Source organism: Chryseobacterium sp. AG844, from assembly GCF_003182335.1.
Lineage (GTDB): Bacteria > Bacteroidota > Bacteroidia > Flavobacteriales > Weeksellaceae > Chryseobacterium > Chryseobacterium cupriresistens.
In genome coordinates this window covers 289688-315903 of record NZ_QGTV01000001.1, presented here as the reverse complement: position 1 = coordinate 315903, position 26216 = coordinate 289688, and the positions used below count along the sequence as shown (strand labels likewise).

General features: G+C 33.9%; 30 protein-coding genes and 1 pseudogene. 1 reads left to right on the top strand and 30 read right to left on the bottom strand.

Translation table 11 applies throughout. The features are described 5' to 3' along the window. Positions 1-50 precede the first annotated feature (50 nt). The 14 genes from DEU40_RS01320 to DEU40_RS01250 form a co-directional block, all read right to left on the bottom strand. Entirely contained in the window at positions 51-884 is an 834-nt protein-coding gene (locus DEU40_RS01320) for a hypothetical protein (protein WP_110008176.1), read from the bottom strand. Positions 885-1518: 634 nt separating this feature from the next. Beyond that, on the bottom strand, positions 1519-2022 hold the full coding sequence (locus DEU40_RS01315) for a DinB family protein (protein WP_110008175.1): 504 nt from the start codon (positions 2020-2022) through the stop codon (positions 1519-1521). A gap of 36 nt (positions 2023-2058) precedes the next feature. Then, positions 2059-2442 (bottom strand): 5-carboxymethyl-2-hydroxymuconate Delta-isomerase, encoded by a 384-nt coding sequence (locus DEU40_RS01310; RefSeq protein WP_110008174.1) that lies wholly within the window; start codon positions 2440-2442, stop codon positions 2059-2061. 131 nt (positions 2443-2573) lie between these two features. Further along, on the bottom strand, positions 2574-4184 hold the full coding sequence (locus DEU40_RS01305; protein ID WP_110008173.1) for a serine hydrolase: 1611 nt from the start codon (positions 4182-4184) through the stop codon (positions 2574-2576). Positions 4185-4269: 85 nt separating this feature from the next. Beyond that, complete coding sequence (locus DEU40_RS01300; protein ID WP_110008172.1) at positions 4270-4704, bottom strand: hypothetical protein; 435 nt, start codon at positions 4702-4704, stop codon at positions 4270-4272. Position 4705: 1 nt separating this feature from the next. Next, positions 4706-5209 carry a hypothetical protein gene (locus DEU40_RS01295; protein WP_110008171.1) on the bottom strand — a complete coding sequence of 168 codons (504 nt, stop codon included), beginning with the start codon at positions 5207-5209 and terminating at the stop codon, positions 4706-4708. Next, the gene (locus tag DEU40_RS01290; protein WP_110008170.1) at positions 5210-6178 is read right to left on the bottom strand and encodes a hypothetical protein; all 969 of its coding nucleotides are present in this window, start codon (positions 6176-6178) and stop codon (positions 5210-5212) included. A gap of 9 nt (positions 6179-6187) precedes the next feature. Further along, the gene (locus DEU40_RS01285) at positions 6188-6763 is read right to left on the bottom strand and encodes a hypothetical protein (protein ID WP_110008169.1); all 576 of its coding nucleotides are present in this window, start codon (positions 6761-6763) and stop codon (positions 6188-6190) included. 30 nt (positions 6764-6793) lie between these two features. After that, the gene (locus DEU40_RS01280; RefSeq protein WP_110008168.1) at positions 6794-7453 is read right to left on the bottom strand and encodes a DUF2461 domain-containing protein; all 660 of its coding nucleotides are present in this window, start codon (positions 7451-7453) and stop codon (positions 6794-6796) included. A gap of 7 nt (positions 7454-7460) precedes the next feature. Next, complete coding sequence (locus DEU40_RS01275; protein WP_110008167.1) at positions 7461-8006, bottom strand: hypothetical protein; 546 nt, start codon at positions 8004-8006, stop codon at positions 7461-7463. Between the two features lie 105 nt (positions 8007-8111). Further along, positions 8112-8621, bottom strand: a complete 510-nt coding sequence (locus tag DEU40_RS01270; protein ID WP_110008166.1) for a YegJ family protein — start codon at positions 8619-8621, stop codon at positions 8112-8114. A gap of 37 nt (positions 8622-8658) precedes the next feature. Further along, positions 8659-9354, bottom strand: coding sequence for a hypothetical protein (locus tag DEU40_RS01265; protein ID WP_110008165.1), 696 nt, complete (start codon positions 9352-9354; stop codon positions 8659-8661). Positions 9355-9413: 59 nt separating this feature from the next. Further along, positions 9414-10598: a T9SS C-terminal target domain-containing protein gene (locus DEU40_RS01260; RefSeq protein WP_110008164.1), complete on the bottom strand. Its 1185-nt coding sequence runs from the start codon at positions 10596-10598 to the stop codon at positions 9414-9416. A 576-nt stretch (positions 10599-11174) separates the two neighbouring features. Further along, positions 11175-11804, bottom strand: coding sequence for a hypothetical protein (locus tag DEU40_RS01250; RefSeq protein ID WP_146207821.1), 630 nt, complete (start codon positions 11802-11804; stop codon positions 11175-11177). A 550-nt stretch (positions 11805-12354) separates the two neighbouring features. Here DEU40_RS01250 and DEU40_RS01245 point away from each other — a divergent pair. Next, positions 12355-12783: a CBS domain-containing protein gene (locus tag DEU40_RS01245; RefSeq protein WP_062675879.1), complete on the top strand. Its 429-nt coding sequence runs from the start codon at positions 12355-12357 to the stop codon at positions 12781-12783. Positions 12784-12966: 183 nt separating this feature from the next. Here the strand turns inward: DEU40_RS01245 and DEU40_RS01240 are convergent, their stop codons facing one another. The 16 genes and pseudogenes from DEU40_RS01240 to DEU40_RS01165 all read right to left on the bottom strand — a co-directional run bounded on the left by DEU40_RS01240 (position 12967) and on the right by DEU40_RS01165 (position 26215). Then, the gene (locus tag DEU40_RS01240; RefSeq protein WP_110008161.1) at positions 12967-13473 is read right to left on the bottom strand and encodes a hypothetical protein; all 507 of its coding nucleotides are present in this window, start codon (positions 13471-13473) and stop codon (positions 12967-12969) included. A 151-nt stretch (positions 13474-13624) separates the two neighbouring features. Then, positions 13625-14293: a tetratricopeptide repeat protein gene (locus DEU40_RS01235; RefSeq protein WP_110008160.1), complete on the bottom strand. Its 669-nt coding sequence runs from the start codon at positions 14291-14293 to the stop codon at positions 13625-13627. A gap of 82 nt (positions 14294-14375) precedes the next feature. Beyond that, complete coding sequence (locus tag DEU40_RS01230) at positions 14376-15011, bottom strand: hypothetical protein (protein WP_146207820.1); 636 nt, start codon at positions 15009-15011, stop codon at positions 14376-14378. Between the two features lie 44 nt (positions 15012-15055). Then, a complete protein-coding gene (locus tag DEU40_RS01225) occupies positions 15056-15550 on the bottom strand; it encodes a hypothetical protein (protein ID WP_110008158.1) in 495 nt (164 codons plus the stop codon). 71 nt (positions 15551-15621) lie between these two features. Then, entirely contained in the window at positions 15622-16071 is a 450-nt protein-coding gene (locus tag DEU40_RS01220; RefSeq protein WP_110008157.1) for a hypothetical protein, read from the bottom strand. A gap of 27 nt (positions 16072-16098) precedes the next feature. Next, positions 16099-16506, bottom strand: coding sequence for a helix-turn-helix transcriptional regulator (locus tag DEU40_RS01215; protein ID WP_110008156.1), 408 nt, complete (start codon positions 16504-16506; stop codon positions 16099-16101). Between the two features lie 166 nt (positions 16507-16672). Continuing rightward, complete coding sequence (locus DEU40_RS01210; protein ID WP_110008155.1) at positions 16673-17494, bottom strand: hypothetical protein; 822 nt, start codon at positions 17492-17494, stop codon at positions 16673-16675. Between the two features lie 136 nt (positions 17495-17630). After that, positions 17631-18899: an ATP-binding protein gene (locus DEU40_RS01205; protein ID WP_110008154.1), complete on the bottom strand. Its 1269-nt coding sequence runs from the start codon at positions 18897-18899 to the stop codon at positions 17631-17633. Positions 18900-19149: 250 nt separating this feature from the next. Continuing rightward, a complete protein-coding gene (locus DEU40_RS01200) occupies positions 19150-19611 on the bottom strand; it encodes a hypothetical protein (protein WP_110008153.1) in 462 nt (153 codons plus the stop codon). A 147-nt stretch (positions 19612-19758) separates the two neighbouring features. After that, positions 19759-19935: pseudogene (groEL, locus tag DEU40_RS01195) on the bottom strand (chaperonin GroEL); the annotation flags it as partial. A gap of 9 nt (positions 19936-19944) precedes the next feature. Continuing rightward, positions 19945-21315: an AAA family ATPase gene (locus DEU40_RS01190; RefSeq protein WP_110008152.1), complete on the bottom strand. Its 1371-nt coding sequence runs from the start codon at positions 21313-21315 to the stop codon at positions 19945-19947. A gap of 408 nt (positions 21316-21723) precedes the next feature. Then, on the bottom strand, positions 21724-23349 hold the full coding sequence (groL, locus tag DEU40_RS01185) for a chaperonin GroEL (RefSeq protein WP_062675889.1): 1626 nt from the start codon (positions 23347-23349) through the stop codon (positions 21724-21726). A gap of 69 nt (positions 23350-23418) precedes the next feature. Further along, on the bottom strand, positions 23419-23775 hold the full coding sequence (locus DEU40_RS01180; RefSeq protein ID WP_110008151.1) for a four helix bundle protein: 357 nt from the start codon (positions 23773-23775) through the stop codon (positions 23419-23421). Between the two features lie 55 nt (positions 23776-23830). After that, the gene (gene groES, locus DEU40_RS01175; RefSeq protein WP_002976538.1) at positions 23831-24109 is read right to left on the bottom strand and encodes a co-chaperone GroES; all 279 of its coding nucleotides are present in this window, start codon (positions 24107-24109) and stop codon (positions 23831-23833) included. 116 nt (positions 24110-24225) lie between these two features. Next, complete coding sequence (locus DEU40_RS01170; protein WP_110008150.1) at positions 24226-25017, bottom strand: TerC family protein; 792 nt, start codon at positions 25015-25017, stop codon at positions 24226-24228. Beyond that, positions 25004-26215, bottom strand: a complete 1212-nt coding sequence (locus DEU40_RS01165; RefSeq protein ID WP_228406419.1) for a cation:dicarboxylate symporter family transporter — start codon at positions 26213-26215, stop codon at positions 25004-25006. Before DEU40_RS01165 ends, DEU40_RS01170 begins: the two co-directional genes overlap by 14 nt. Position 26216 lies beyond the last annotated feature (1 nt).

Genomic DNA, 26216 nt, shown 5'->3' with positions numbered 1-26216 from the left:
TCTGATGATCAGAATGTAAAAAGGCCAGCATTAAATGATAACTCCGGAATTTATTTTTTATCTTTTGATCTCAGGTTGACGATAATGATCGCATACAGTGTTCCCAGGAGATCTTTTATTTCACATTTGAAAAAGATGAGGTCTTTTAAAAACTTCTGATGGGATATTTCAATCCGGTATTTTATTCCTGTAGGCATTGCTTTGCTAGCAAAACCCTCCAGGTTGTCTACCTCATAAGTATTTGTACTGCCCATGAAGTTGAAAATTTCTCTTAATGTACAATTCATAATGAAAACGGAAGGAACAATAGGATAATTTTCAAAATGACCTTTGCATTGATTGGGAGTAAAAGGGCTAAGCAAAACTGTAAACCGATGCGCATCTTCTATAGTTATGTCGCCTTCAGGAAGATTTTCGTCATGATATTCTACCGCAGCATCATTGAAATAATCTTTGTAAAACAACTTAAAGGTATCTTTAGCAATAATGTGATAATCAAGCTCGAAAGAATAGAGCGCTTCTCCTGAATGGTTGTCTCTCATAAGAAGTGACGATTTTCCTTTTCTTTTGGATTCTAAAAAACTTTCACAGGTAATAGAAGCTGAATCTGATTTTTTATAAGAAAGCTGTCTTATTCTCACCTTTTCACCCATAAAATAAATCTGCTCTGTGGATTTGGTGTTTAAAAGTCTGTATAAATTACAGCTTCCCAGGGAAGATAATACCTTGATGAGTTTCGAAAAATTTTCTTTGGTGAAGTTGTAATTGGAAATTTCAGCTTCCATTCTGTTTCCGTTGAAAACAGTGTTTTCAGGAATAGAAATATAAGGAGCTGTTTCTCCAAGGTAAGGAATGATGTTTTTTTTGATGTCGGTTGTTGTCATCTGGATGAGGGATTATTGGGTTATTAAACTTTTTCGGTTGTGGATAACTTTTCATCATTGTGTAAAACATCATCTGTGCTGATTATGGTTTATATTCTTAAACCGCTTTAATCATGAATCAGAAAAAACAATTGTCAATCATTGTTATTCTGATAGTATTTTTTGTAAATAGATTTTTAATTAATTGAATATAAATATTTTGTGACATGTATTTCTTTACTTGGTGATTTGTTTTTGATGCAATTTATAAAAAATATTCATAAAGATTTATGAATAAATAGATAAAATTTAAACTATTGCTTTGAATAAGTAAAAGAGTAAAGCTGAAAAAAGTAGGGATAATTTTATCCACAGAACTTATCCACATGATTTTTCATTGTGGAAAATCCATAAAAAACGGTATTCATTATAAAATAATGATTTATAGATATTTGTAAGGGATGTTTTAAATGACTTAAAAACTTATCCATAGTTTATCCACAATGGTAAAAAGAGATCATAGAAAGTTATCCACAAATAGTTGAAAATGTGGATAACTGCCTGTTTTGATTTAAAATATTTAAAATCAATATTTTAATTGGATTCGATCGGTGTCCGAAAATTCTATTTTACACTTATCCACAAAATTGGGCTTTTATTGCTGATCTTTATAAATATTCCAGAAATTAAAATCGGTCATAGGAGCATCAGTAATTCCGATGTTTCTTCCCATCGTTACGATTTGTCCTCTGTGATACGTGCTGTGAAGAATAGCATGCTGGATGTATTCGTATTTGGAAAAATCACACTGAAACCACTGAGATTCTATTTTTACATTTTTTGAAAGATCTTCTTCAGACAAACTTTCCACATAATCTACCAGTTTCTGCGAGTTGTTTTTTATGGCATTGAAAACATCTTCTTTGCTGGTAGTCTCTGCTGTTTTTACAAAATCAAAATCATCCTTTTCAGAAATATGACTCCACCAATATTCCTGGGTTTGCCAGATATGGTGTAATGTCTTTAAAATAGTCGGAAAACTCGAAATGGTTTCCTGATTCAGCTGTTCGTCAGACTTTGTGGATAGCCAGTCGATGTATTTATTGACCACCCAGTTGTTGTACTGTGCACTTTTGCTGACTAATGTTTTTAAGCTCATATTATTAATGTTTAGTTGTGTGTGTAAAGGTGAATGTTATAAACCAAAATGCCTGTCCTGGTCTGAATTTTCAGGATTAATGAGTGCTTTGTTGCTGTAGGTCGCTGCTTCGAAATCACTGATGTTTACAGAAAGAAAAGAAATATCCGGCAGCAATTTTGAAAGCCTGATGCTGATCTGTTTTGAAAGACCGGCTTTTTGATCTGTCGTACGGCCCTGCATGATATAACCGAATACGTGTAAAAAGTATTTCTTACCTGTACCTAGCCTGTAATACTGATAAGGCTGAAGCCTTACTTTGATGTCGTTGGGAGCAAACAGTCCTGTTCCGTCTGCCGCTTCATAAACTGCATCCATCAATTCATCGGGTGTTCTCTGCTGAAGAATATCCTGTGAACAATCTATTATAAAATGGGGCATAGATTCTATTTTGTGTTTGATTTTGTGTGAGATAAAAATAATAAAAAATAGTAATGGAAATTAAAAATAAAAACCGTTTTGAAAACAAAACGGCTTTAAAATATGTATTTTTTACTTTGTGAATACTGGTTTTATAGATTTGATTTTTTAATGCTGTATTGTGGTTGTACAGCGTTGGTCATGTCAAGAACAATATCATAAATTCCATCTTCATGGATTGGGAAATCATAAGCATCGAAGGCAATACTTTTATTGTCATTATTCAGACCGAGGTTGTATCCCCAGTCATTATTAAACCTGAATTTTAAATTACCTTTTTTTAATGTATAGTTTTTCAGAAAATAAATATTCGGATTTTTAGGATCTGTTTGTAGCAGTATATCTTTTCCGTCCCAACCGTTCGGCGTTGCGTTTCCGATAATTCCCCACGTAAGAGTATTGGCCTTTCTTTTTGCTGTTTTTACAGTTCCATCCCAGAAATGAATGACCAGAGTATTTATTTTTCCGTCTTGATCACGTTGGAATGTACAGGTGAATTTTTCATCCAGCTGAAATGATGTTTTGCTTTTCGGTAATAAAGCGTTTCTTGGATAGCTGCCTTCTTTGAAAACAAGTTGTCCATCGTTACTGGTGATGTAAAAATTGGAATCTTCTGTGGAATAAACACCTTCCAGCTTTTTTAAATCCCCGGCACTCACTTTTGCAATGGCCGGAATGCTATATGGTTTATTGTACAGTATTTTTTCTAATTGAGGAAAGATAAAATCCGTGTGTGAAAGTTCTGAATTTGATATGACAATCACACAAATATCATCCTCCGGAATTCTGTAATATCTGCTTCTGTAACCTGGTCCGCCGCCATCATGCCCCACCCGTTTTTTGTCAAAAACAGTCGAAATCTGGAAGCCTAATCCATAATGATCCTTGAGATAGGGAGTAAAAGCTTTATCTGTGGTTTCCTTTTTCAGAAGGGTGTGATTCTTTAATGCTTCGTTAAACTTGAAAAGATCTTCTACCGTAGAATACATGGCTCCTGCCCCAAAAGGATGGTCAGTTTTGAAACGTAATGCTTCATTAGACTTATTATCGGATAGAAATTCATAACCTAATGCTTTATTCTCATCCGTAACATTGTTGAAGTTGAATCCGCTATGGTTCATTTTAAGGGGCTTCAGGATATTATTCTCTATCACTTTATCATAACCTGAACCTGTTATTTTTTTAATAATGTAACCCAGAATATAATATCCGGAATTGGAGTAATCCCAATTTTTGCCCGGGGGGAAATTCAAGGGTTTTGCAGAAATATATTTTAAAAATGTTTCTTCATCTACAGTATCCTCAGAGTTGGTATGATTTTGAATTCCTGATGTATGGGAAAGCAGATGAGCTAAAGTAATGCTGTCACCCTTCGGAAAATCAGGATAATATTTGGAGAGTTTGTCATTCAGAGACAATTTCCCTTGTTCTTCCAACTGAAAAATAACGGTTGCTGTGAACATTTTTGTGGTGGAGAAAACTCTATAAAGACTGTTATTGGTATTTTTTTCTTTTTTAGGAGCATTTCTGTAGCCATAGCTATTTTCAAAAATAATTTTTCCTTTTTCGGCAATCAAAACAGAACCACTGAACAATCCTGCTTTTTCATACGTTGAAAATAACTGTTCCAGTTTTTGGGATTTCTGTGAAAAAAGAGGATGCATCGCAAACATTAAAACGATACAGGTGAGAATAGATTTCATGTAATTTTTTTTAAATAAGACACTTTTGAGTGTGATAATATTACATGGGGTTTTAAAAATGTTTTTATTGAAGAAGAGTAGAGGATTATTTAATTTGAATTAAAGTCTTAACTCCATAGACCATGATCATAGATGCTTTTCCTGTTTCGATAAAATATTTTAAGATTTTTCCATTTTCCAGAATGATTTTTCCGAAAATAAACTTCTCATTTCCATGTCCTTTAAAATTTCCGTATAATCCATTTTCTGCATGTATAATGAGTCCGGATTCCAAAACTCCTTTTTCTGATGTGATCAATTTCTGAGTCGTCAGAATACTGTAATTATCTAAGTCAATAATAGTAGAACAGATCAGAAGTTCTTCTGCATTTAATTGGATTGAGATGCCAGGATATGCATCATAAAAAGAATAATTGTCTTCATAAAATTTTGTCCATTGAAAAGCATCGTAAGGTTTAATAGTAGTTCTTTTTATCTTTGAAATACAGATACGGTGTTTTGATTGATCGTTTTTTTTCATTTTAATACCACATGTTTTTTATTTCATTCACTATTTCACTGGCTTTGGTTTCTGTAATCCAGTCTATAAGTCTTATTTCATTGCCATTATGTATAAAAACAACAGAGTAGGTTGAGCCACTCAGAGAAAAGTGATAACGAACACCCAACTTATATCTTTCTACCTGAAAATCTTTTATTTCAATCTGATTAATATCTTTTTTCAGATAAGTTTTAGGGCTGGCAAACAATTTATTTTTATACTCAATTTTTATGGTTTCGGGATCAATGGTCAGAACCGTTTTTCCAAAGGTATTCCATAGCCAGATATACAGGAATAGTATAAAAAAAACTGTAAATGGAGCGGTAAATGAAATATAATGTAAAATAAAAAAGGAACTTTCCTCCTGAAGGCTTGAAAGAGGAATAATAATCAGAATAATAAAAGAGAGTATGAGTAACCCTAACCCTAATATAATGGTCAATAGCCAATTGGTCTTGTTTTTTATTTTAATGATGGTAGACATTTATTCAATATCGTTGTAAGAATTAACCTTATAAAGCAGTTGAAACTTAACGGTATTTTTTTTAGAATTAGGATATGTTTCTTTATTCACCTGTTTTTCAAATTCTTTCATGATTTCCAGATCCGGATTATCTTTAACTGCAAACTGAATGTCGTTTTTCTTTTTTCCCAATTCAAATTGAACCATTATTTTTCCTTCACCTTTTGAGTTTTTAAACAAATTCTCAAAAATTCTGTTGGTTTTTTCAATAACAGATTTAATATCTTCAAAAGAAGAATTGGCCTCTAATTCTGAATCACCGGACAAAAATATGACCTTTTCAAGTTTAGTTTCTTTGTTGCCTTTATCGGTAACATATACCTCATTGCCATTTTTATACGTTTTAATGGTTCTATCCGTTCTATAGGTTCCGTTGTCAATAGGATTGCTGTAAGAATTTTTATATGGGAACTCATCCAGCCAGAATAATTTTAGCTTTTCCTTCAGAAAGTTGACAATATAATAGTGGTTCTCGGTCTGAATGATGAACAAGGGTTCCTGAATATCAAATGAGATGGTAGACCAGTAATATTTTAATTCATCTTCATTGGCTTTTCTTATCTGATAATTCCCGGAAACTTCTTTTTTAAATTCATTCCATATTTTTTTGGAGTCATCCAGCTTTTTGGCCATTTTTCCTTCAATTTCCACATCATCTATATGGAAAATCAAACTATCAGGAATACTTTTTAAGCTTTCAATATTTTTAAATCTTTTCCAGAGTGTTGGTCCGATAATTAAATTTTTTCCCAACAGATCATCATTGGGTGCATTGGTAAGACTCTCCGTTAGCAGTTTTTTTGCTTTTTCGTTGATTTTATCATCTGCATAATGATAAACTACGCCATTGGGAATGGTTATTTTCTCGGTGATTTGTGCTTTGACAGCATTGACGATGAATAAAAGAAGAAGAAGAATTTTTATTTTCATGGGTTGTTTTTAAAGTTTTACTTTAATTTTTTCTACTTCTGTTTTGTTGGGCTTATCTATTTTGTTGGGTAAAGTCCAATGAACATACAATTCTTTGTTTTCAATATGAATACTGTCGATGCAATAATGAGGGAAAATGCTGGAGCAGTCTTTCCAGTTTTCTCCCAGGAACTGCTTTTCCTTTTTAATCATATTTTCGGCTACTAACCGGTAAGGAAGAGAGTCTGTTTCATAGATAACAATACCGTTCACTTTGTCATAAGCCAGAGCATTTTCATACAATTTAACTTCATTACTGTCGAAAGGTAAAATTAAGTCTGTCCATGTATCGCTTCCATTGGAATGTCTGATACACATGAATTGATCATTACTCCATTGTAAGGATGTTTTATGATCCAGATAATTGTTACTGATCGGCTCTGAAGAATTGAATATACTCTTACCATTAGTCCAGCGTAAAGAAGACGTTGAATCTGTCTCCTTAATGATTTCAAATGTAGGTTTCGAGATGATTGCATCATTCTTATTTGACGAATGACATGCTGATATCAATAAATAAAAAGATAATAGAAGGAACGGTTTCATATCGTGTTTAGCTTTGAAAAAGTATGAATTTTAATACAAAGGCTCTCCATTGAGATCCGTTGTCAGCACTTCACTCATATAATCAAAAAAAGGACGCATTGCCAGCAAGGTCTGGATGGCTTCCTTCTGAAAGCTGTCTGACAGAACCTCCTTATCTGTAAATGTACGCATCACCAGGAATTGCTTTTTTCTGATTAAATCAATAGCCGGATGATTTTTATCAAATCCCCGCGGTGCTGTTTTTACAGCGTCACCTTTAAGCTCTCCAAAATATTGTATAAAAGTTTTATCAGCGATAATTTTTTCAATTTCTTTGCTGCTGATTTCAAATTCTTTACGGATGCGAAGTAAATCTTTGGCTTCAGGCCCCCAGAATCCACCACCTACAAAACTGTTGCCCGGTTCCAGCTGAATATAATATCCACCTCTCAGCATGGGCTTCGAACGGGAATATCCCACTCCAAAATTGGTTTTATAGGGTGTTTTGTTTTTGGAAAAACGGACGTCATTATAAATCCTGAAAATATGCATTCCTTTAAGCTGATCATGCTCCTGAAGTTCATTGTAGATCTGAGTAAATAAAACTTTATTTTCCTTTACAATGGTATCATATTCAGATTTGTGCTTTGCGAACCATTCCCGGTTGTTATTTTCTTTTAAATGGGTGAGAAACTCAAATGCTTTTTTCATATTCAGATCAGGATTTTCCTTCGTTGATATATTCTTGATAATCTTCTTCTAATTTGTTAATTTCCTCTATCAGGAAATCATAAATATTTCCTTCAAATATATCGTAATCTTCCTCGTCATATTTGTCATATTCAATTTTTATGATTCCATTGTCGGTATAAGCTCTGTACAGATTTCCACTGCGTTTGAAAAATAATTGGCCCAGAGGCTTTTCTTTATATTCAAGAGCTTCGGCATGCTTCTCTTCAAAACCCATCCATGAAGGCATTTCTTCGTCCTGCGAAAGCCCGTACACGAAAAAGCCGTACCCGAATTTCCAGGCTGGAAGAACATCAAATTCTTCGGGCCGTTTCCATACTTCTTCTCTAACTTCAAGAAGCAAGGAGCCAAATGTTGTCAGGAAATCCTTAATATCTTCACTGAATGTAAAACCTGTACTTTCTTCATACTTTGTAATCTGTTCTTCGGTGGCCGGATTTGCCAGGGAACTCATTACGAAAAAATCATCATTTAATTTCTTTTTCCTGTCCCAGAAGTCTTCTTTTGTTGTCATATTTTTTGTTTGGTTTGTGCCGTCATCATTGATCAGACCGTTATTGAAACAAATATAAGGGAAAGTTGGAGGGATAAAAAATGAAGGAAGGGAAAATGATGTGGCTTACTCATTTTCAAATGTAAAACCATTTTCTTTGTCCATTTGTTCACGTTCTTTTTGTAACATTCTTTTTCTTAAAACTCTGGTAGTATAACCTCCTTTCACAATATTTTTGTCGATGTACATCCAATCTGTAATATTGTGTGGATTAATCTCAATAGTATCTCCCAGTTTTACTTCTGTTGTTGATATGGGATCTCCATCTACAATTCCATAGAATTTATCATCAGAATATTGAACTTCACTTATCCAGATATGCTCGCCTCCGGAACCTGCGGTGTTAAATCTTTCTTTCAGTGCAAAATTGTAGTAATCCGGATTGCGGCTTTCTATTGCTTCTTTGAACTTATATAATGATTTTTGGGCATTTTCTATCGCAGTATTCATTTCGGTGTCTTCTCCCTGCAGAATATGAATATCGGGCTCATGATCTCTTTTTACAACTTGATCTTTTCTTTGACAGCTTAATACGAGAAGGCTTAGAAGTAGATAGATTGGATATTTACAGTACATAATTTAATCTGATGATATTAATTCAAGTTTCTAATTGTCACTTATTAATCGTATAATCTTCTAATTTCTGTTTCAGTTCTTCAGAAACCAGGTTGTTGTCTATCAGGTAGCGGCTTATTATTTTCAGGAAATACCTGCATTCCTTTAAGTAATCTTTATCAGGTAAAGAATGATCTTTTAAATAAGTGCTTGCTCTGTCGACAAATACTCCGGAGCCTTCAAAATCTTTGGTTATGAATAGTGTTCCAACTAAGGATATATAGGAAACAAATTCATATTCGCCATGATTTCCTTTTAAATAGTGAGAAGGCATCATTTTGTTCATCTCCTGAAAATAGGATATGATTCCGATGTCTTTCAGGTATTTCTCCTTTTCGATAACAAACCAGTCGTCCACTATTTCGCCATCAAAATCCATTTCAAGATCATAATATCCGATGGGTTCTGAATTTCTAAGATACATGTCATTTTCCACACAAAGACTTATTCTTGCCCGGATAACAGGTTCCCGGTATTGCTGTTCAATCAGATATTGGTATCCCTCAAATACAAAAGTAATTTCGTGGCGGGCAAAGCCTCCTATCAATTCTTCAGGATCTTCTGAGAGTATTTTGTGGAGCGTGTGAAATGCTTCATTTTTGAGATGAAATTTTTCAGCTCTTTCGGTGAGTAATGTTTGAAGTTCCTGAGCAGTCATAGTATGGTTATTGGTTTTCAAATCCTGTAAATCCATCAAAGCTGTTTTAATGGATTATGTTGCTAATGCAAATATTTAATAAATAGCACTTATTATCATCTTACAATTTTAATCTTCTGTAAACCCCCTTTCTCATCTTTAAAACTAAAGATATAAGTTCCTCTTTGTACTTTGGATAAATCTATATTTCTGTTATAGTAGGCAAAGCCCCTGTTGATAACTTCTCCATCTAAAGAGTAGACGGTAAATTCAAACTGATTGCTGTTATTTTTATTGCTGATGATAAAACCGTCTCTGGATGCATTGGTATAGACTCTTGTTGTGGTCTCACGGTCTTCATTGGCTGTATTGGAAGAGAGGGCATTTTCAGAAATATCAGCCGCCTGTGTACTTTTAATAGCTGATTTGGTTACAGACGTTGTACTTCCGCCGATGATGTATAATTTATTGTTGTATACTTCTGCTGCAGCATGTCTTCTGGGAATCATATTGGATGACAGCTGGTGGAATTTATGGGTTGCGGTATCAAAGTAGGCCATAAACGTCTGATTATTATAGCCTCCTGCAATGAAAATCTTATCACCGGATACCGCTAATGAATGTCCTGATATCCCGGCCGGCATCGTAATCTGATCGGTCCAGCGATTGGTATTGATGTCGTAGATATTGATCAGGCGGGATGAAGTACCGTTGAAACCGCCAATGACATACAATTTATCATTCACAATTTTGCCCTTTGCTTCTCTGGCGGTGGGCATATCCGGTAAGGGATGCCAGGTATCTGAAGCAATATCATAATATTGGAATCTGTTGGAAAATGCAGTGGTTGCAGCGCCGTTCAGTCCGCTTCCGCCGAACACATATATTTTCCCGTTATGGATGGCAGAACCTGCATTTCCTGTATACGAACGGTTCACAGCTCCCTTCGTTACTTTCAGGGTTTCAAGATCTACAATTTCAAGATGGCTGTTTCCCCAACCGTTAAAAATATACATTTTATTATTGTAAGTCTCCGAATTAGCAAATTTTTTAGGGCTGATAGTTGCATTGAGAACACTCCATTTGTTGTCTGTAATATTGTATTTTTCAATATAATTGGCCATACCTCCGCTTTCCTGATATCCGTTGCTCACATAGATATTATCATCTACGATGACACTGGATAGGGCTCCTCTGCCTGCAGACATATTGGCGAGCGTTTTAAATTGAAGTGTTTGTGCATGGGCGAGCAGTGAGCCCAAAAATGAAAGGAATAATAATTTTGTTTTCAATGGTATCATGGTTTAAAGATAGGAAAAAGTTGAAGAGAATTTTAAAATTACTTTATTCAGACAAGCATGAGGTTATTTTTTAAAAATGGTCGATTTCAATCACACTTTATATTTCATCAGGTATCGCTACCCCCTTACCAAAGGGGATATAGGGGGTTCATGAAGGGGGTATAGCCCCTTATCCAAGGGGGTAAAGGGACTTATGGAAGGGGTTGGAGGGGCTTTATGAAGTGGTTATTGGGGGTTGCATAAGGGGGTAGAGGCCGTTCCGAAGGGGAGATACCCCCTTACTCAAGGGGCTGTAAGGACTTATGGAAGGGGCTGGAGATACTTCATGAAGTGGCTGGAGGAACCTATAACAGAGGCTGAAGGATTTATAGAAGAGGGTAGAGGTGCTTTATTTTTTTTCGCAAAGTCGGGAGACTTTGCGGAGCGGGAGAGTGGGGGTATTTTAGGCGGAGGGATATAAAGAATCCGAAGTGGGAGACTTCGGATTTTGTTTTTTATGATGGCGCAAAGTCTCCAGACTTTGCGGAGCGTGGGTTCGCCCCACTATTGCAAAACCGATGTTATCAGAAATTTTTCTTATTGTTCATATTCTTTTAAAATTCTAATAACAGTTTCTTTGTCAAATGTTGATGTATTTTCAATTTTTGAAGATAATTCAGGTTTTGAAGAGGTAATTTCTTTCAGTTTATTTTTCATACTATTGAATGTGCCAACATTCACTTCTTGATTTTTTTCATTGATGAAATGATCTTTTATCTGAACGCTTCCATCATATGCGTTATTGTAATATTCTCTAAACCATTTAATTTTTCCATCATAAAAGTTCTCCTGCAAAGATTTATATTCAGAACCTCTATTCACAAATCTTCTTTCGTTTCCGTTATAATCTTTAATAGTTATTTCTTTTAGGAGTTGGAAATAGATGTATTCTTTTTTTCCTGTCTTATCATAAATTTGAAGAAATTTGTTTATTGAAGTTTCATTTAGAAATCCATAAATTATATTTTTTTGACCTCTAATTTTTCCATCAATCGTTTTATCGTTAATGAAAGTGATTTTCGCATCCATCACATTTTTTTCTTGGATATTTGCGTTTTGAGTAGAGTACTCTTCAAGTGGCTTCAATTCACTCATCTGATTCCAAACTTTTACGCAACTTGTAAGTAAAAGTACAGATGATAAAATAATAATTGGTTTTAATTTCATAAGTTTTGCTTGATAAGCGATGTATATGATAAAATTTCTGCTAACGTTTCGGGTATTGCTGTAGTTTCGGGGGCAACCGAAGCATAATCCGTGTAAAATTACGAAGATTTCTGAAACAAATAGTTCTATTGCTAACATTCAACCCTAAATTCCAGCAATACCATGCTACCTGCACGAATCCTTTCGTGTGGTTACAGTATTATAAATTATATAGTTTTAACCGAGCCATACAATACAATCGTGCGGTAGGTGGGGGAGCGGGTATTTTAGATGAGGACAAAAAGCTATATTGTTGCTTGCTTAGTGTCATAGAATGTGGAGTGGTTTTTTGTAAGTTATTGAAAATGATATACTAAATTTAGAGGTTTCTTTGAAAAAATACAAAAATGAAACCATGATATGTAACATATCATACAGCGGGGAAAATTGATAAATATCAGCTGCAATGGTATGATGAGGCAGGTGTTTCTTCGCTAACTTTGAGTATGAAAAAGGGATTTAAGGTTCGTTTTTCATTGTAAATCTTCACAATAATCTAAACAAAAATGGTATGAAACAAAGAGTTCCAATTTCCCAAATTATGACTAAAGACCTGATTACACTCAATCTTACACAATCATTGTATGAGGCTGAAAATTTATTTAAAAAAAATAAAATCAGGCATATTCCGGTTGTGGAAAATCAAAAGTTATTAGGCGTATTAAGCTATAGTGATTTATTAAAAATCAGCTATGCGGACGTAGAACAATCGGATGATGCGGAGGATGTTCCTGTATCAGCAGTGGTATACGACGTATTTACTATTTCGCAGGTGATGACAAAAGCTCCTCTCACTGTCAATCCTGAGACCACCATAAAAGAAGTGGCAGAGATTTTATCCGAACATAGTTTTCATTCTGTTCCGGTGGTAGAAAATGGTGACCTAAAAGGTATTGTGACTACTACAGATATTTTAAAGTATTTATTGCAGCAGTATTAAATGAACCAGTATTCATGTTAAATGTCCACTTACACTGAGTTCTTACATTTTCCAAATTCAGAGTAATTGGAGATTATATACGTTATAAGAAACCCGAAGTCTGTACTTCGGGTTTCTTTAATTTTTAGTGGCTGCTGAATATCCCCGTTGCTGTAAGAATCCTTCTGTGGTTATAATATTGAGTTACATCAGGTCAATGATTCTGCCACTTTTAAGTTTGAATGGCCCCTGCAAACTGCTATTTTCCTGAATTGTTCTATCCATAGCTATATAGAAGTTTTCCCAATGTTCTTCTAGTTGATCATAATTTTTTGTTTCCCAATACTCTCCTTCATCAACAACATTGAGACATTCGAAATATTCTTTTAAAATCTCAAGTAATTCAATTATTTTTATGTGTATTTCAGTGGATGCAAATTGTGTTTTGCAGAATTCCTGAATGTACAAATCTTTATCAAACTCGAAAATTAAGGGTTCTGAATTTTCGTGAGGTTGTATATGAACACCTTTGGTAGGACCTTCATAGTTTACATTTTCTTCGTCTTTTACTCTTTTCAGAGTTACAGATTCATTTTCAAATTGAAAATGATCCCATTCTTGAAATGATGAAAACTCAATTACTTTTTTTACTAATGTATTGTAGCTTTCTTCATTTTTAAGTCGTCCTTCAAAATGAATTGTTATTCCCATATATGTTGTGATTGTATTGATTGCTACGAAAATATCAAAAAAGAATTTAATATAAATTCTTGTAGAGCATTCAAATTATCCAGTAATATAGTATGATTCTATCCGAATTTATAAGGAAAATGAAAAGGTTTGCGTTTTATTTCTGATGAATTTAATTATTGTTTACCTTTTTCAAGTCCATTTCCGAATATAATCTATACTGTATATTTCCTGTACTTTCATATACTTTGTCATATAATACCTTTGCCTCTTTGTACTTTCCCAATTCATCATAAAGTGCTCCTAACATATAAGCAGCTTCTATTTGATCAGGTTCATTTTTTAAAATTTCTTTATACATTCTTTCAGCCTGTTCAATTTCATTATGAGCAAAATACCAGTTGGCTATTTCACAATAATTAGATAAAAGCTTTGTTTCAGTAAATTTATTTTTTAGAGAATCGATACTTATTTCTTTGTAATCATTTCTAAACTTGTCCATTCCTGTTTTCTTTACATCAGTCATATGAATATAGAAAGGATCACAATTATTTATTAATCTGATCATAAGGTCTTTCATGAAATCATTTCTGTTTTTGTTAGCTGTGCTGTTATGGAAGTTTTCAAAATCTTTCTGAAGTTTTGACATTACTTCATAGGAACAAGTTTTAAATGTTTCATCAGTGTAATTTGTTTTACCAGATAAACAAGTGCAAAATTCCTTTTCAAATTTTTGTGGAAAATCCTGAGCTTTAATGTGAAAAGAAATTGAAACAGAGAACAATATTCCTAAGAGTAATTTTTTTTTCATGTATAGCTTTATTAATGTTCTTCTGTTCATAACAATATTCTTAATCACAGTAAATTGTCCGTCGTATCTGAGACTTTGCGGAGCGGGTGTAAACTCACGTTAGCAACAGTTATTATTTTAATTGAATTTCAATCTTTTTATCTTCCATAAATAACTTTATCCAATTCGGAACTTCATTCTTTCCTGGAATGCATTCGATTAAACTTTTATTATTTTTATAATTTTCTATAGCTTTTTTCCCAAACTTGATTTTCATTTCATAAATTTCATTGCCACCATATCCAATCCAGGCTTTTGTTATTATTTGCTTGTTGTTTTCAATATTATGATAAAGTAAAGATTGTGTGTCTTCGGGTAAATGATGTATACCATCACACCAAAAACTCTTAGCATAATATTTTATCTTTTCATTTTCAATGTTTTTAAAATCCAGAGTCCATTCTAAATGACTGCAAAATTCTAAATTAAACATGGGTTCATTAAGATTATAATTAAAAGCACCACAATTGGGACATTCAATATATTCTCCATTCAATTTTTCAAAATCACATTCTGCGCATCTGCCATTTCTATTGTTTACATGTTGAATAATAATTCTTGCTTCATTTTTGTCCAAATTGAATTCGTCAATTAATTTTTTTTCAGCAAATAATTTTAAATCGTTTTGCATCAAAATATAAAGATCAAGCTTTTGTTCTTCAGAAAATTTTAGAGTAATCACTTCATTTTTACATTTGTTGCAATTCATTTTCATTCTGATTTTAATTTAGATATAAAATTAATATTCCAGGACTATATTTTTTTAAGATAAACTGTTTGGTATTTCCATCGGGTGCCCCAAAATACATACTTCCTTTGGTTAGTATATACTTTTGATTTTCTTTTCAGTTGCCCACTTTTGATGTCATAAACAAAGAGCTTATTTCCTTTGATTTTATATTTTAAATGGTAGTTGATCCCGTTTTCGTTTTTTAAATCATAATTATTATAGTTGCCGGATAACATGTCAGCTATTGTTAATGAATCATGTACAGATTCGACCTCTTCTTTATTTTTATTGAATTTTAAATACAAATTATGGCCGCTTACCGTATAATGCCCGGAAAGTTCCTGATGTTGAAGATCTCCGGAAAACACGTAATTAAATTCATTGTTATTCTTAAATTCTATTTTGGTGACGAAGAAACCAAATTCAGCTTTGTTGGATTTATAGGTTCCCTGCAATTTTTTCTGTGAGTTGCAAGATAAAAAAAGTAATAAAGCTAAAATCAGACTAAAGTTTTTCATACCAGTATTAAGGATAATTCTAAATTATATAGTTTGTTTCTGAAGTCCAGAGACTTTGTCATATAGGTATTTTATTTGGTATAATCCCCTGCAACAATAGATTTTTCCATTGTACTTACGATCTCAGAAACGGGAATCGTAAATATCCCGGCATTTCTTTTATCAAACTCTTTTTTCCAGTAAGAATATCCGTCGAGCTCAAGAGAATCCGGCCTTTTGCCGGTCTCACTTTTCAGGGTGGTTATACTTTTGTTCAAAGCTTCTTCTGATAGGGGAAGATGGCTGAGGTTTTCTGCATACCCAGTGGGGCTGGCAGGGTTTTTCATCTTCAAACCGCTGACAGAAATATGAATCACTTTTCCGGTTTCAGGATATTCCTCAATCTTTAATATGGTAAGGGTAGAGCTTTTTTCGGTAGGACGGGTTTTGTAGTTCCATTGCTGGCCAACACTGTATTTGTCTTTTTTTACACAGCTGAAGGCCAGCAAGAATAATACTGCTATGAAAGTATAGAGTTTCATGAAGGGTTGGTTATTAGTTTTGTTTTTTTATTTCTGAATCAATTGCTCTAGTCTGGCCATCATTTCATCTTTTTCTTTCAGCATTCTTTCGTACAGCGCAATTTTTTCTTCGTGTACTTTGATTAATTGATCTACAGGATTAAGTGTAGAATTATAGAAAATAGAAGCTGGTTGCTGACAATTATCGAAAGTATTAGAAATAATATTGATAGCCTGTTCTTCATCAAAATTCTGAAATGCTTCCACAGGAATTTTCAATACCTCAGAAATCCTTTTCAGCAAAGGATCTTCAATAGTTTCCTTCTGCTCCAAAAGCGAAATCTTCTTCTGGTTCCAGTCTTCCCCAAGATCAAAAGCCAAAGCCTCCTGCTTGATGCCCAACATCTCCCGAAAACGCTTGATATTTCTACCCTGATGTATTTTTTTGTTTTGCATATTTGTGTACGTTATAGAAACAAATATAAGTAAAAGTTGGGGGATAGGAAATGGGGGAGTGAGGTATTTTAGATGATGGGATTATAAAGAATCCGAAGTGGGAGACTTCGGACTTTGTTTTTTATGAGCAAAGCCGGGAGGACTTTGTGTAGAGGGAGATACTTTTTTATATGATTCGTGAGGAAAATGCTCTTTTAATGTAAAATAATCCCTTATCTGTTATTTGAATATATTCTTTTCTAGTTTTCTCATCTTTAACAACTTGTAATAATCCAAGAGCTATAAATCGATCAATAAAGAATGTATTACTTTCATTTTTATCAGCTTTATTTATCAAATGTAGATTGTTTACAAAATCTCGAACTGTGTTTTCAGGAGTATTTTCATATTCATCATAATAATTTTTTGTTTTTATTTCGCTATCTTCTAATTGAATATATAAGTTATTTATGCTTTTGTCTTTCTCTTGTATTTTACTTTCTAAATTATTAGTCAATTGTGTAAAGTCATGGATTTTGTCTTCTAGTGCTTTTATATCTAAATCTTTAGTGACAACCTGATCTTTATACAATTGTAACTGACTATTTAGATCTGCCATTTCCTTATAGTTTGCTTTGAGATTTTCTAATTCGATTTCACTTTCAGCAACACTTTTTTTTCCATTGATATCAATTAATTTATTTTTGTAAAGATTTTGATTACGTTCCTTATATGATTTAAAAACAAGGCTTTCAAATAGCCACATTAAATAAGGAAGTAGGACAATATAAATAACAGAGGTTACAAGAGGGTAAATTAATAAATTTAAAATATCCGTATAATTATTTGAAATGAATGTTATTCTTTGTTCAATTTTCTGACTTGATAAAAAGAAAACAGATAATGGTTTCCAGTTATATACAATAAATGAAATTATAAATGTTCCAATAAATGGATTTTTTAGTCGTTCTTCAGTTGTTTTAAATATTGATAAAAATATATCCTTCATTGAATTAAGTATTGAAATAATATGTTACCTAACATCCAAATTTACAAATTGAGTTAATATATATTGTATAATTGCATAATTGCAGATTATTTTCGTTTATTAAGCTGGCAAAGTTGAGCTTTACAGAGTTGACAATTTATTGTTCATCATCAAGAGCTTGAGTTAATCTTTGAGAGACAGCTTTATCTAAAAGATTAGTAATTAATGGTTCCATGTTAATATTTCGTATTATGGAAGAAAAGGACATTGCTCCCATTTCTAAAAATAACTTTCCAATCATTTCATCTGCAAAACTACTAGAAATAACAGGAACTCCTTCCCAGTTTATGATTAGTGGATATCCCTCTCTAGCATCAATTAGATTTTTTATTTTAGTTCTAATTTGAAGTCCTGATTTTCTTGAGCCGAAGCCAGTTGTTTCATTCTTCATTATTAATTTGAGAATATCTGCCTCTTCATCTTCGTATTTATAATCTATTATATTTGATGGAATATAGTTTTGACCACTTCCATCGAAATCTAAAGCTTTTGCGATTGAAAACTCTTCAATAAGATTAATTTCGCCACTTACTAATGTCCCATTGTAGGAGAGTGAATTTTTTCTACGTGTAGTTTCTAATTCAGTGACTTTTAAACGACCTAAACCGCTTAAGATTTCAATTGAACCTTTAGTTTGTGTTGTAACTCTTAATGTCCCAGCTAGCCCATTACCTTGCCCAAATTTCGGGTTTCTTGTAACTCCTGACTTAATAGCTTCACCAATTGCATCTAAATCTGTTCGTAAATCAGGGAAACCTTCTTGCATTGATTTTAATATTCCTCTTCCTGAATCTGCAACTGCAAAAACAACTCTTTTTTCCTTAGTTTGAGTACTTGCTTGAATTATACCCCCATGTTTGGAATTTGAGTGATTTAGAACATTATCAGTGATTTCGTTAATTGACCATTCCAGTCCTGATAAAATGTCTTTTGGAACTTGTAGATTTCTCAATACAACATCCATAAAATCATCAACTACACTTTTTTGCTCTTCAGCTGTTTCAAATCTTCTGGTAACTAAATGTCTATCATAATGTGATTCTGATTTATCATACTGTTCTGGAGAAAGAAAGTGTGCCCAATTTACACTTCTAAACATTCTTCGAGTCTCGTGATGTTTTGGAAGCTTTACATAAATTTGAATACCTGAGTTTCGAAGTTCGTCAATAGTACAAATTATTGGTAGCATCCCATTTGGGAAAACTTTTTGAACTTTAGTAAAATCAATTGTTAATCTATTATAACCTAGTTTCAATGCATATTTTACTGCGCTAATAAAATGCAAAATTGAAATAGAATTTATTTTTTCTGTGAAGGTAATTGATTTATTTTTTTTTGTTAAAAAGCAAGTAGAGTTTGGAAGCATAGTTTTTATTATGTGATAAAATTCAAATTTAAACGATATAGTAAATCATTTTTATATAATAATTATAAAATTACAAATGCTATTTATTTATATTTAAGTTTTATACAAATTTAAAGCGTTTGTAATAATATTTTTTACGGGAAACCATATTCAACAAAAAACCGACCTACAAAGCAGAGTGGTCTATATATTAAATTGTCTTAGCGACACACGGCTACCACATTATGCAAAAAGTGCGATAGTGGTGGCTTTAAATATTATCTTTAATTATGCTAATTATTTTTTCAATTCTACTTTTCCATTCTTTTGAGTTTCTAAAATCTTCGGCATTAATCTTATAGATTCTTTCTTCCAGCAATATTTCCGATATTGAGGATAATTGATTTTTAGTGTTAAATCCTTTTGTTCTTTCAAAACTTCTCATTGATACAATGGCGAAAGATATATTAAGCTTTAATCTTAAACAAACATCGATTATAGCTGTAATTTTGAAACCTTGTTCAGTTGTTGCTCCGGCAACAACTAAAATAAGTTTACCATTTACTTCAATAATAAAAGTATTATTGAAAATATTTTTTATTTCAGCTTCTATTAATTTTTCTTCTGAAATATTTAGTCTAAATACTTTGGTTGGTTGAAGTTGTTTACAAACTTCTTGTGCAGTTGTTGACTTTCCAGCATTACTGGCTCCAATAATTAGGATTGATTTCATAATTTATACTACTCGTGTTAATTAGTTTTTGTTCTGACTAATTTAAAATGTCTTGTTAATATTTCATTACGGAAAACCATATTCCACAAAAAAACCGCTCCACAAAAGCAGAGCGGTCTATATATTAATTTGTCTTAGCTTACGTTACTACATCATTCTTGGCATTCCACCACCCATTGGCATAGCTGGCTCAGCGCTCTTCACTTCAGTGATAACACATTCAGTTGTAAGAAGCATTCCGGAAACAGAAGCTGCGTTTTCAAGGGCAACTCTTGTTACTTTAGTTGGGTCAATGATTCCTGCTTCAAGCATGTGAACATGCTTGTTACACTATCAGACAGGAGATGGTTGTTGACAAAGTTCAATAAGTAATTTTATGGATGTTTTTATTTCTGCCTCTGAATAACTATGAATTTGATCAGGATGGTCAATACAATTTCTAATATATGTTGAAAGACTATTATAAGTTGTCGTTCCTCTGGAATGATTATATGTATATACTTTTTGATGTATAGCTGGATTATAAAATTGAGTTTGATTTACAATATATTCATCGGTATCTTTTACTTTACGTAACTGGAATTTTTCTTGTAGATAGCCATAAAGTTCGATATGATAATCATTAGAAATTATATCAAATGCAACATAATTGGTTTCAGCAGTTGTAATTGAAGGCAAAACGGAAGGAGCATTTATTTTTTTTGATTCTATTGTACCTTGTGTGTCTTCTAATATTATTATAATATGATTTTCTTTTTTATTTAATGCACTGTTCAATACATGTTCAGAATGTGTAGAAAAAAACATTTGTGAATTTAAGATATTGTCTGTAGTGAATAAATTTTCGTAATATTCTAAAATGTTTTTTTGCCATTTGGGATGCATACTTAGCTCTGGTTCGTCAATAAATATTAAAGCTTTGGTTAGATTCTTTATATTTCTCAATAAGTAAGTTCCTCTAAATACAATTTGTTTCTCTCCAGTACTTAAATTATCAATTGATATTGATTTACCATTTTTTTTGAATAGAATTGTTTTTTCTCCATCAACATCATCTGCTTTTTCATATTTCATATTTGGGAAAAAATCATCAAATGCTTTGGAGAACCTAAATGTCTTAGATGTTGGGTAGAACTCTTTCCAATTTAATGGATTGTTCTCTCCTCGGTCTCTATTTAGTCGTGCATAAATTGCATTGTCTTGATTATCAATATCAACTAAAAGCTGTTTTAGAGATGTGAAGTCTTCTTCCTGATCATTATCAAATTTCTCCACATCAAGTTGTTTAACCGTTGTTGATTGAATTTTCTCAGTTTTGAAATCAGCTCTAGCTTTAGAGAATACTCCTCCATTATAGCTTATAGTTAAAGGGTTTTCATCTGATTCTTTATGGACACGTCCCTTGCCCGCATATATTGTTGTTGTACTTTCGCCATCTATCAAATTATAAAAAGTGTTGATTTCTGAATCCGTCGGTACTGCTCGGACTATTTTACCTTCTGTTTCGTATTCTATAAATTCAAAAAATTCAAATGAACCTAAATTTACGAATGTGGCAATTGTTTCAAGAATTGATGTTTTTCCCACGCCATTTTCTCCTGCAAAAACTACCACATCAAAAGGCGTATTGTCAGGTTTTAAAAAGTCAAGTTCTAAATCACCTAAAATCGGATGTCCTTTCCATTTTACTTTACGAATTTTCATATTGTTAGTTTGTTAAAATTATTAATTTTCTTTAATACCAAAATAATGCATTTAGATAACATTTCTCTACGGAAAACCATAATCTACAAAAAAAACCGCTCTGAAAATCAGAACGGTTAGTATATTAAATTGTCTCAGCGACACGCTGTTACATCATTCCTGGCATTCCTCCACCCATTGGCATAGCTGGTTCAGCGCTCTTCACTTCAGTGATTATACATTCAGTTGTAAGAAGCATTCCGGAAACAGAAGCTGCGTTTTCAAGTATATTTCAGCAGATCCTTGTCAAGGTTTTAAACCTTGACAAGGATGTCAATCCAGGTATCTTTGTCTTAAAATTTTCACAAAAAAAACCGCCCTACAAAAGCAGAGCGGTTAGTATATTAAATTTGTCTCAGCGACACGCTGTTACATCATTCCTGGCATTCCACCACCCATTGGCATAGCTGGTTCAGCGCTCTTCACTTCAGTGATTACACATTCAGTTGTTAAAAGCATTCCAGATACAGAAGCTGCGTTTTCAAGGGCAACTCTTGTTACTTTAGTTGGGTCAATGATTCCTGCTTCAAGCATGTGAACGTACTCATCAGTTTTCGCGTTGTATCCGAAGTCTCCTGATCCTTCTGCTACTTTAGCAACGATTACAGAACCTTCACCACCTGCGTTGGCAACGATTTGTCTTAATGGCTCTTCGATAGCTCTTTTCACGATTTTGATCCCTGTTGTTTCATCAGCGTTAGATCCTGAAAGATTGTCAAGTGCAGAGATGGCTCTTACCAAAGCAACACCACCACCGGCAACGATACCTTCTTCAACAGCTGCTCTTGTAGCGTGTAATGCATCATCTACTCTGTCTTTTTTCTCTTTCATTTCTACTTCAGAAGCAGCTCCTACGTAAAGAACAGCAACACCACCAGCTAACTTAGCTAATCTTTCCTGAAGTTTTTCTCTGTCGTAGTCAGAAGTTGTAGTTTCCATCTGAGCTTTGATCTGAGCGACTCTTCCTTTGATTTTCGCTTCGTCACCACCACCGTTTACAACTGTTGTGTTGTCTTTGTCGATCGTTACTTTCTCAGCAGTTCCAAGCATATCCAAAGAGATGTTTTCCATAGTGAAACCTTGCTCTTCAGAAATTACCTGTCCACCTGTAAGGATCGCGATATCTTCTAACATTGCTTTTCTTCTGTCCCCGAATCCCGGAGCTTTTACAGCAGCAATTTTAAGAGAACCTCTTAGTTTGTTTACCACCAAAGTAGCTAAAGCTTCTCCTTCCACTTCTTCAGAGATAATTAATAGAGACTTACCACCTTGTGCAATTGGCTCAAGAACTGGTAACAATTCTTTCATTGAAGAAATTTTCTTCTCTACTAAAAGGATATATGGGTTTTCAAGTTCAGCTAACATTTTCTCAGGGTTCGTCACGAAGTAAGGTGACTGGTATCCTCTGTCGAACTGCATACCTTCTACAACGTCTACGGTTGTATCAGTACCTTTAGCTTCCTCTACAGTGATTACTCCTTCTTTACCTACTTTTCCGAACGCTTCAGCGATTAAAGAACCGATGGTATCATCGTTGTTGGCAGAGATAGAAGCAACCTGCTTGATTTTTTCTGAAGAATCTCCAACCTCCTGAGATTGAGATTTAAGGTTTTCCACAACAGCAGTTACCGCTTTGTCGATCCCTCTTTTAAGATCCATCGGGTTAGCACCAGCCGCTACGTTCTTAAGACCTTCTCTTACGATAGCTTGTGCCAATACAGTAGCGGTAGTAGTACCGTCTCCTGCGATATCATTGGTTTTGGAAGCTACTTCTTTCACCATCTGAGCTCCCATGTTTTCTACCTTATCTTCAAGTTCGATTTCTTTTGCTACAGAAACACCATCCTTAGTTACGTGTGGAGCACCGAAAGATTTTTCGATTACTACGTTTCTCCCTTTAGGACCTAAAGTTACTTTTACTGCATTTGCTAATGCATCAACCCCTCTTTTTAGAGCGTCTCTTGATTCAATATCGAATTTTATTTCTTTTGCCATGTTTGTTTAGCTTTTGGCGACTTGCTTTTTGCTTTTAGCTTTTGCAATTCGCGTGTTTAACTTTAATTTTTAATTTCCATTGAGCCTGTTCCACAAAGTGACAAGCTTTTTCTTTAATGTTGTCAACTCTTCCAAAAGATTGTGATAATCATTTTCATGAATGTATCCTAAATCTTTGGCGAGAATTAATTGGTTTTCGGCTTCATTGGATGATCCCAGAGCAATATTAATGAAATTGGCAAATTCTTTATCTGAATTTCTGCCGCTTCCTTCTGAGATATTATATCCAATAGATGCAAATGATCTTCTGATTTGAGAGGTGAGTCCAAAAATTTCCTCTTTTGGAAAACTTCTGGTTGAAGTATAAATTTTCAATGTCAACTGATGACTTAATTGCCATACTTCAAATTTTTTAAAATCTCTCATACATTAATTTTCATGTAGAAAAAAAGCCATTTGCCAGAAGCCAATAGCCAGAAGCTTAACCGATGATTCCCAATAAATCAGCTTCTCTTACGATCAAATAATCTTTACCTTCCAACTTCAATTCAGAACCTGAATATTTACCATAAAGTACTTTGTCACCTACCTGAACCGTTGTAGGCTCGTCTTTTTTACCAGGACCTACTGCTACTACAGTACCTTCTTGCGGCTTTTCCTTTGCAGTGTCCGGGATAATGATTCCTGAAGCTGTTTTAGTTTCTGCTGCGATTGGCTCTACCAGAACTCTGTCTGCCAATGGTTTAAAGTTTACTGACATAATATATTTAATTTTTTAATTATTTCTGTGTTGTAATTCTCTAAATGTATGCCATGAGACGCTGATGGCTGAAATGGCAGATTTTTATTTCCGAATGTGAAAATTTGGCAGAAAAATTATTTTTTGCGGGCCGGAAATCCCAAAAGATAACTGGTTGCTACCGGTACTACAAACAACAGAACGGTAATGGCGGAAACTAAAATTTCCATGGTATGGCTGCCTAAGAAATGAGCGAATGCCGTAGCAGGGTAGAAGTGCTCGTATAAGGACAGACTTAATTTAATTCCTAAAATGGCAATGACAATAAAAGCCGCTGTTTCCAGAAAAGGAAATACCTGCATCAAACGGACAAACCACTGCGCAATAAATCTCATCGCTAAAATTCCAATAAAAACACCCAGTGTGATTAAAAGTAAATTATCTGAAAAAGCCACTGCTGCAAAGACATTATCGATAGAAAAAGCAAGATCCATCACTTCCACAATAGCAACCGTTGCCCAGAACTGGCCCAGCAATCCAATTGAATTTTTATACAACCAGCTGGATTCTTTGTCGGGGTTTTCCTCCGGATTTTCTTCATCATTTGTGTTTTTTATTTTTTTGACAAACCAGTCAAAGGAAATATAGATCAGGTATAATCCTCCCAGTGGTTTCAGCCACCACACGGAAATGAGTACGGAGGCGAAAATAAGAGCAAGCCCGCGAAATACATAAGCTCCAAGAATTCCGTATTTCAGGGCTTTTTTTCTTTGATTTTCGGGCAGGTCCATGACGATGGTTGCCAATACGGCGGCATTGTCTACGGAGAGAAGGCTTTCAATAAGGATCAGATTGCCGATAATGGCTATCGATTTTGCAGGGTTTTGTAATATGTCATTGAAAAGGTGGGTAAAATCAGGAAACATCATTTTTTAAAGGAATAGAATTTTGATTAAGTTTTGAAATAATGGCAGCGGAAACTGAAATGCCGATGAAATTGGTGACAGATCTGGCTTCATTCATAAAGCGGTCTACACTGTACAGCAATGCAAGATCTGTAGTGGGAATTTTTCCAAACCTGCTTAGGGTAAACATCAGCGCAAGAAAACCTGATCCCGGTACTCCCGAAGCTGTTTTGGAAGCAATGGAAATGGTGATAAAAAGCCAGAAATAATCTTGTAACGTAAGAGGGATATTATATAACTGGACCAGGAAAATACACGATATTGAAAGATAAATGCAGGCGCCCGCCAGATTAAAATTGTATCCGAGAGGAATTATAAGACGAAGAATTTTCCGGTCATAACCCTGAGATTCCATTTTATCAAAAATCATAGGGAACGCCATCTTGGAAGAAGAAGTGGCTACTACCAGAATAATTTCCTCTTTGATGCTGATTAAAAAATCCCAGAGATTGATTTTAAAGTAAGCCGTTACAATCCCTAATATTCCGAAAATAAAAAATACACTGGTAAGATATACAGTGGCCACAATTTTACTTAAAGGCAGCAAAGTATTGATTCCATATACCGAAATGCCATAAGCGATGTTACAGAAAATGACTATCGGCAGAAACAGATACACATATTTGATGAGCCTGAAAAACAAATTTCTTCCTGCGTCTAAAGCTTTAAAGATGTTATTTCTCTTCTTCGAAACACCAATCACAACTCCCGCAGATATGGATATGAACAGAAACAGTACATAGTTGCTGATATGCAGTGGGTTGCTGGCCGTTGTTAAAAATCTTTCCGGAAGTGCCTTGTGCGAAGAAATAATAATTCCCGTGTTGGCTCCCGGTTTTAAAAGAAGACCGGACCCGATTCCCAATACAATGCTTATGGAAGTGATGATTAAAAAATACAGAACCATCTGGATTACAATTTTAAAAGCATTTTTAGTGCTGAAAATATAGCTTACGCCATAAGTCACCGCAATGAAAATAACAGGAATGATCAACACTTCAAGAAGCATAAAAAAGTAACTGCTTACCTTTTCCAGCTGTTTACCGACTTCCGGAAAATAATAACCCGTTAATGCGCCACAGATAATAGCCGTGAAAACATACAGGGTAAGGTTTCTTAAATAGGAGTCTGTAAATGTTTTTTGCTTAACAGTTTTCATCATT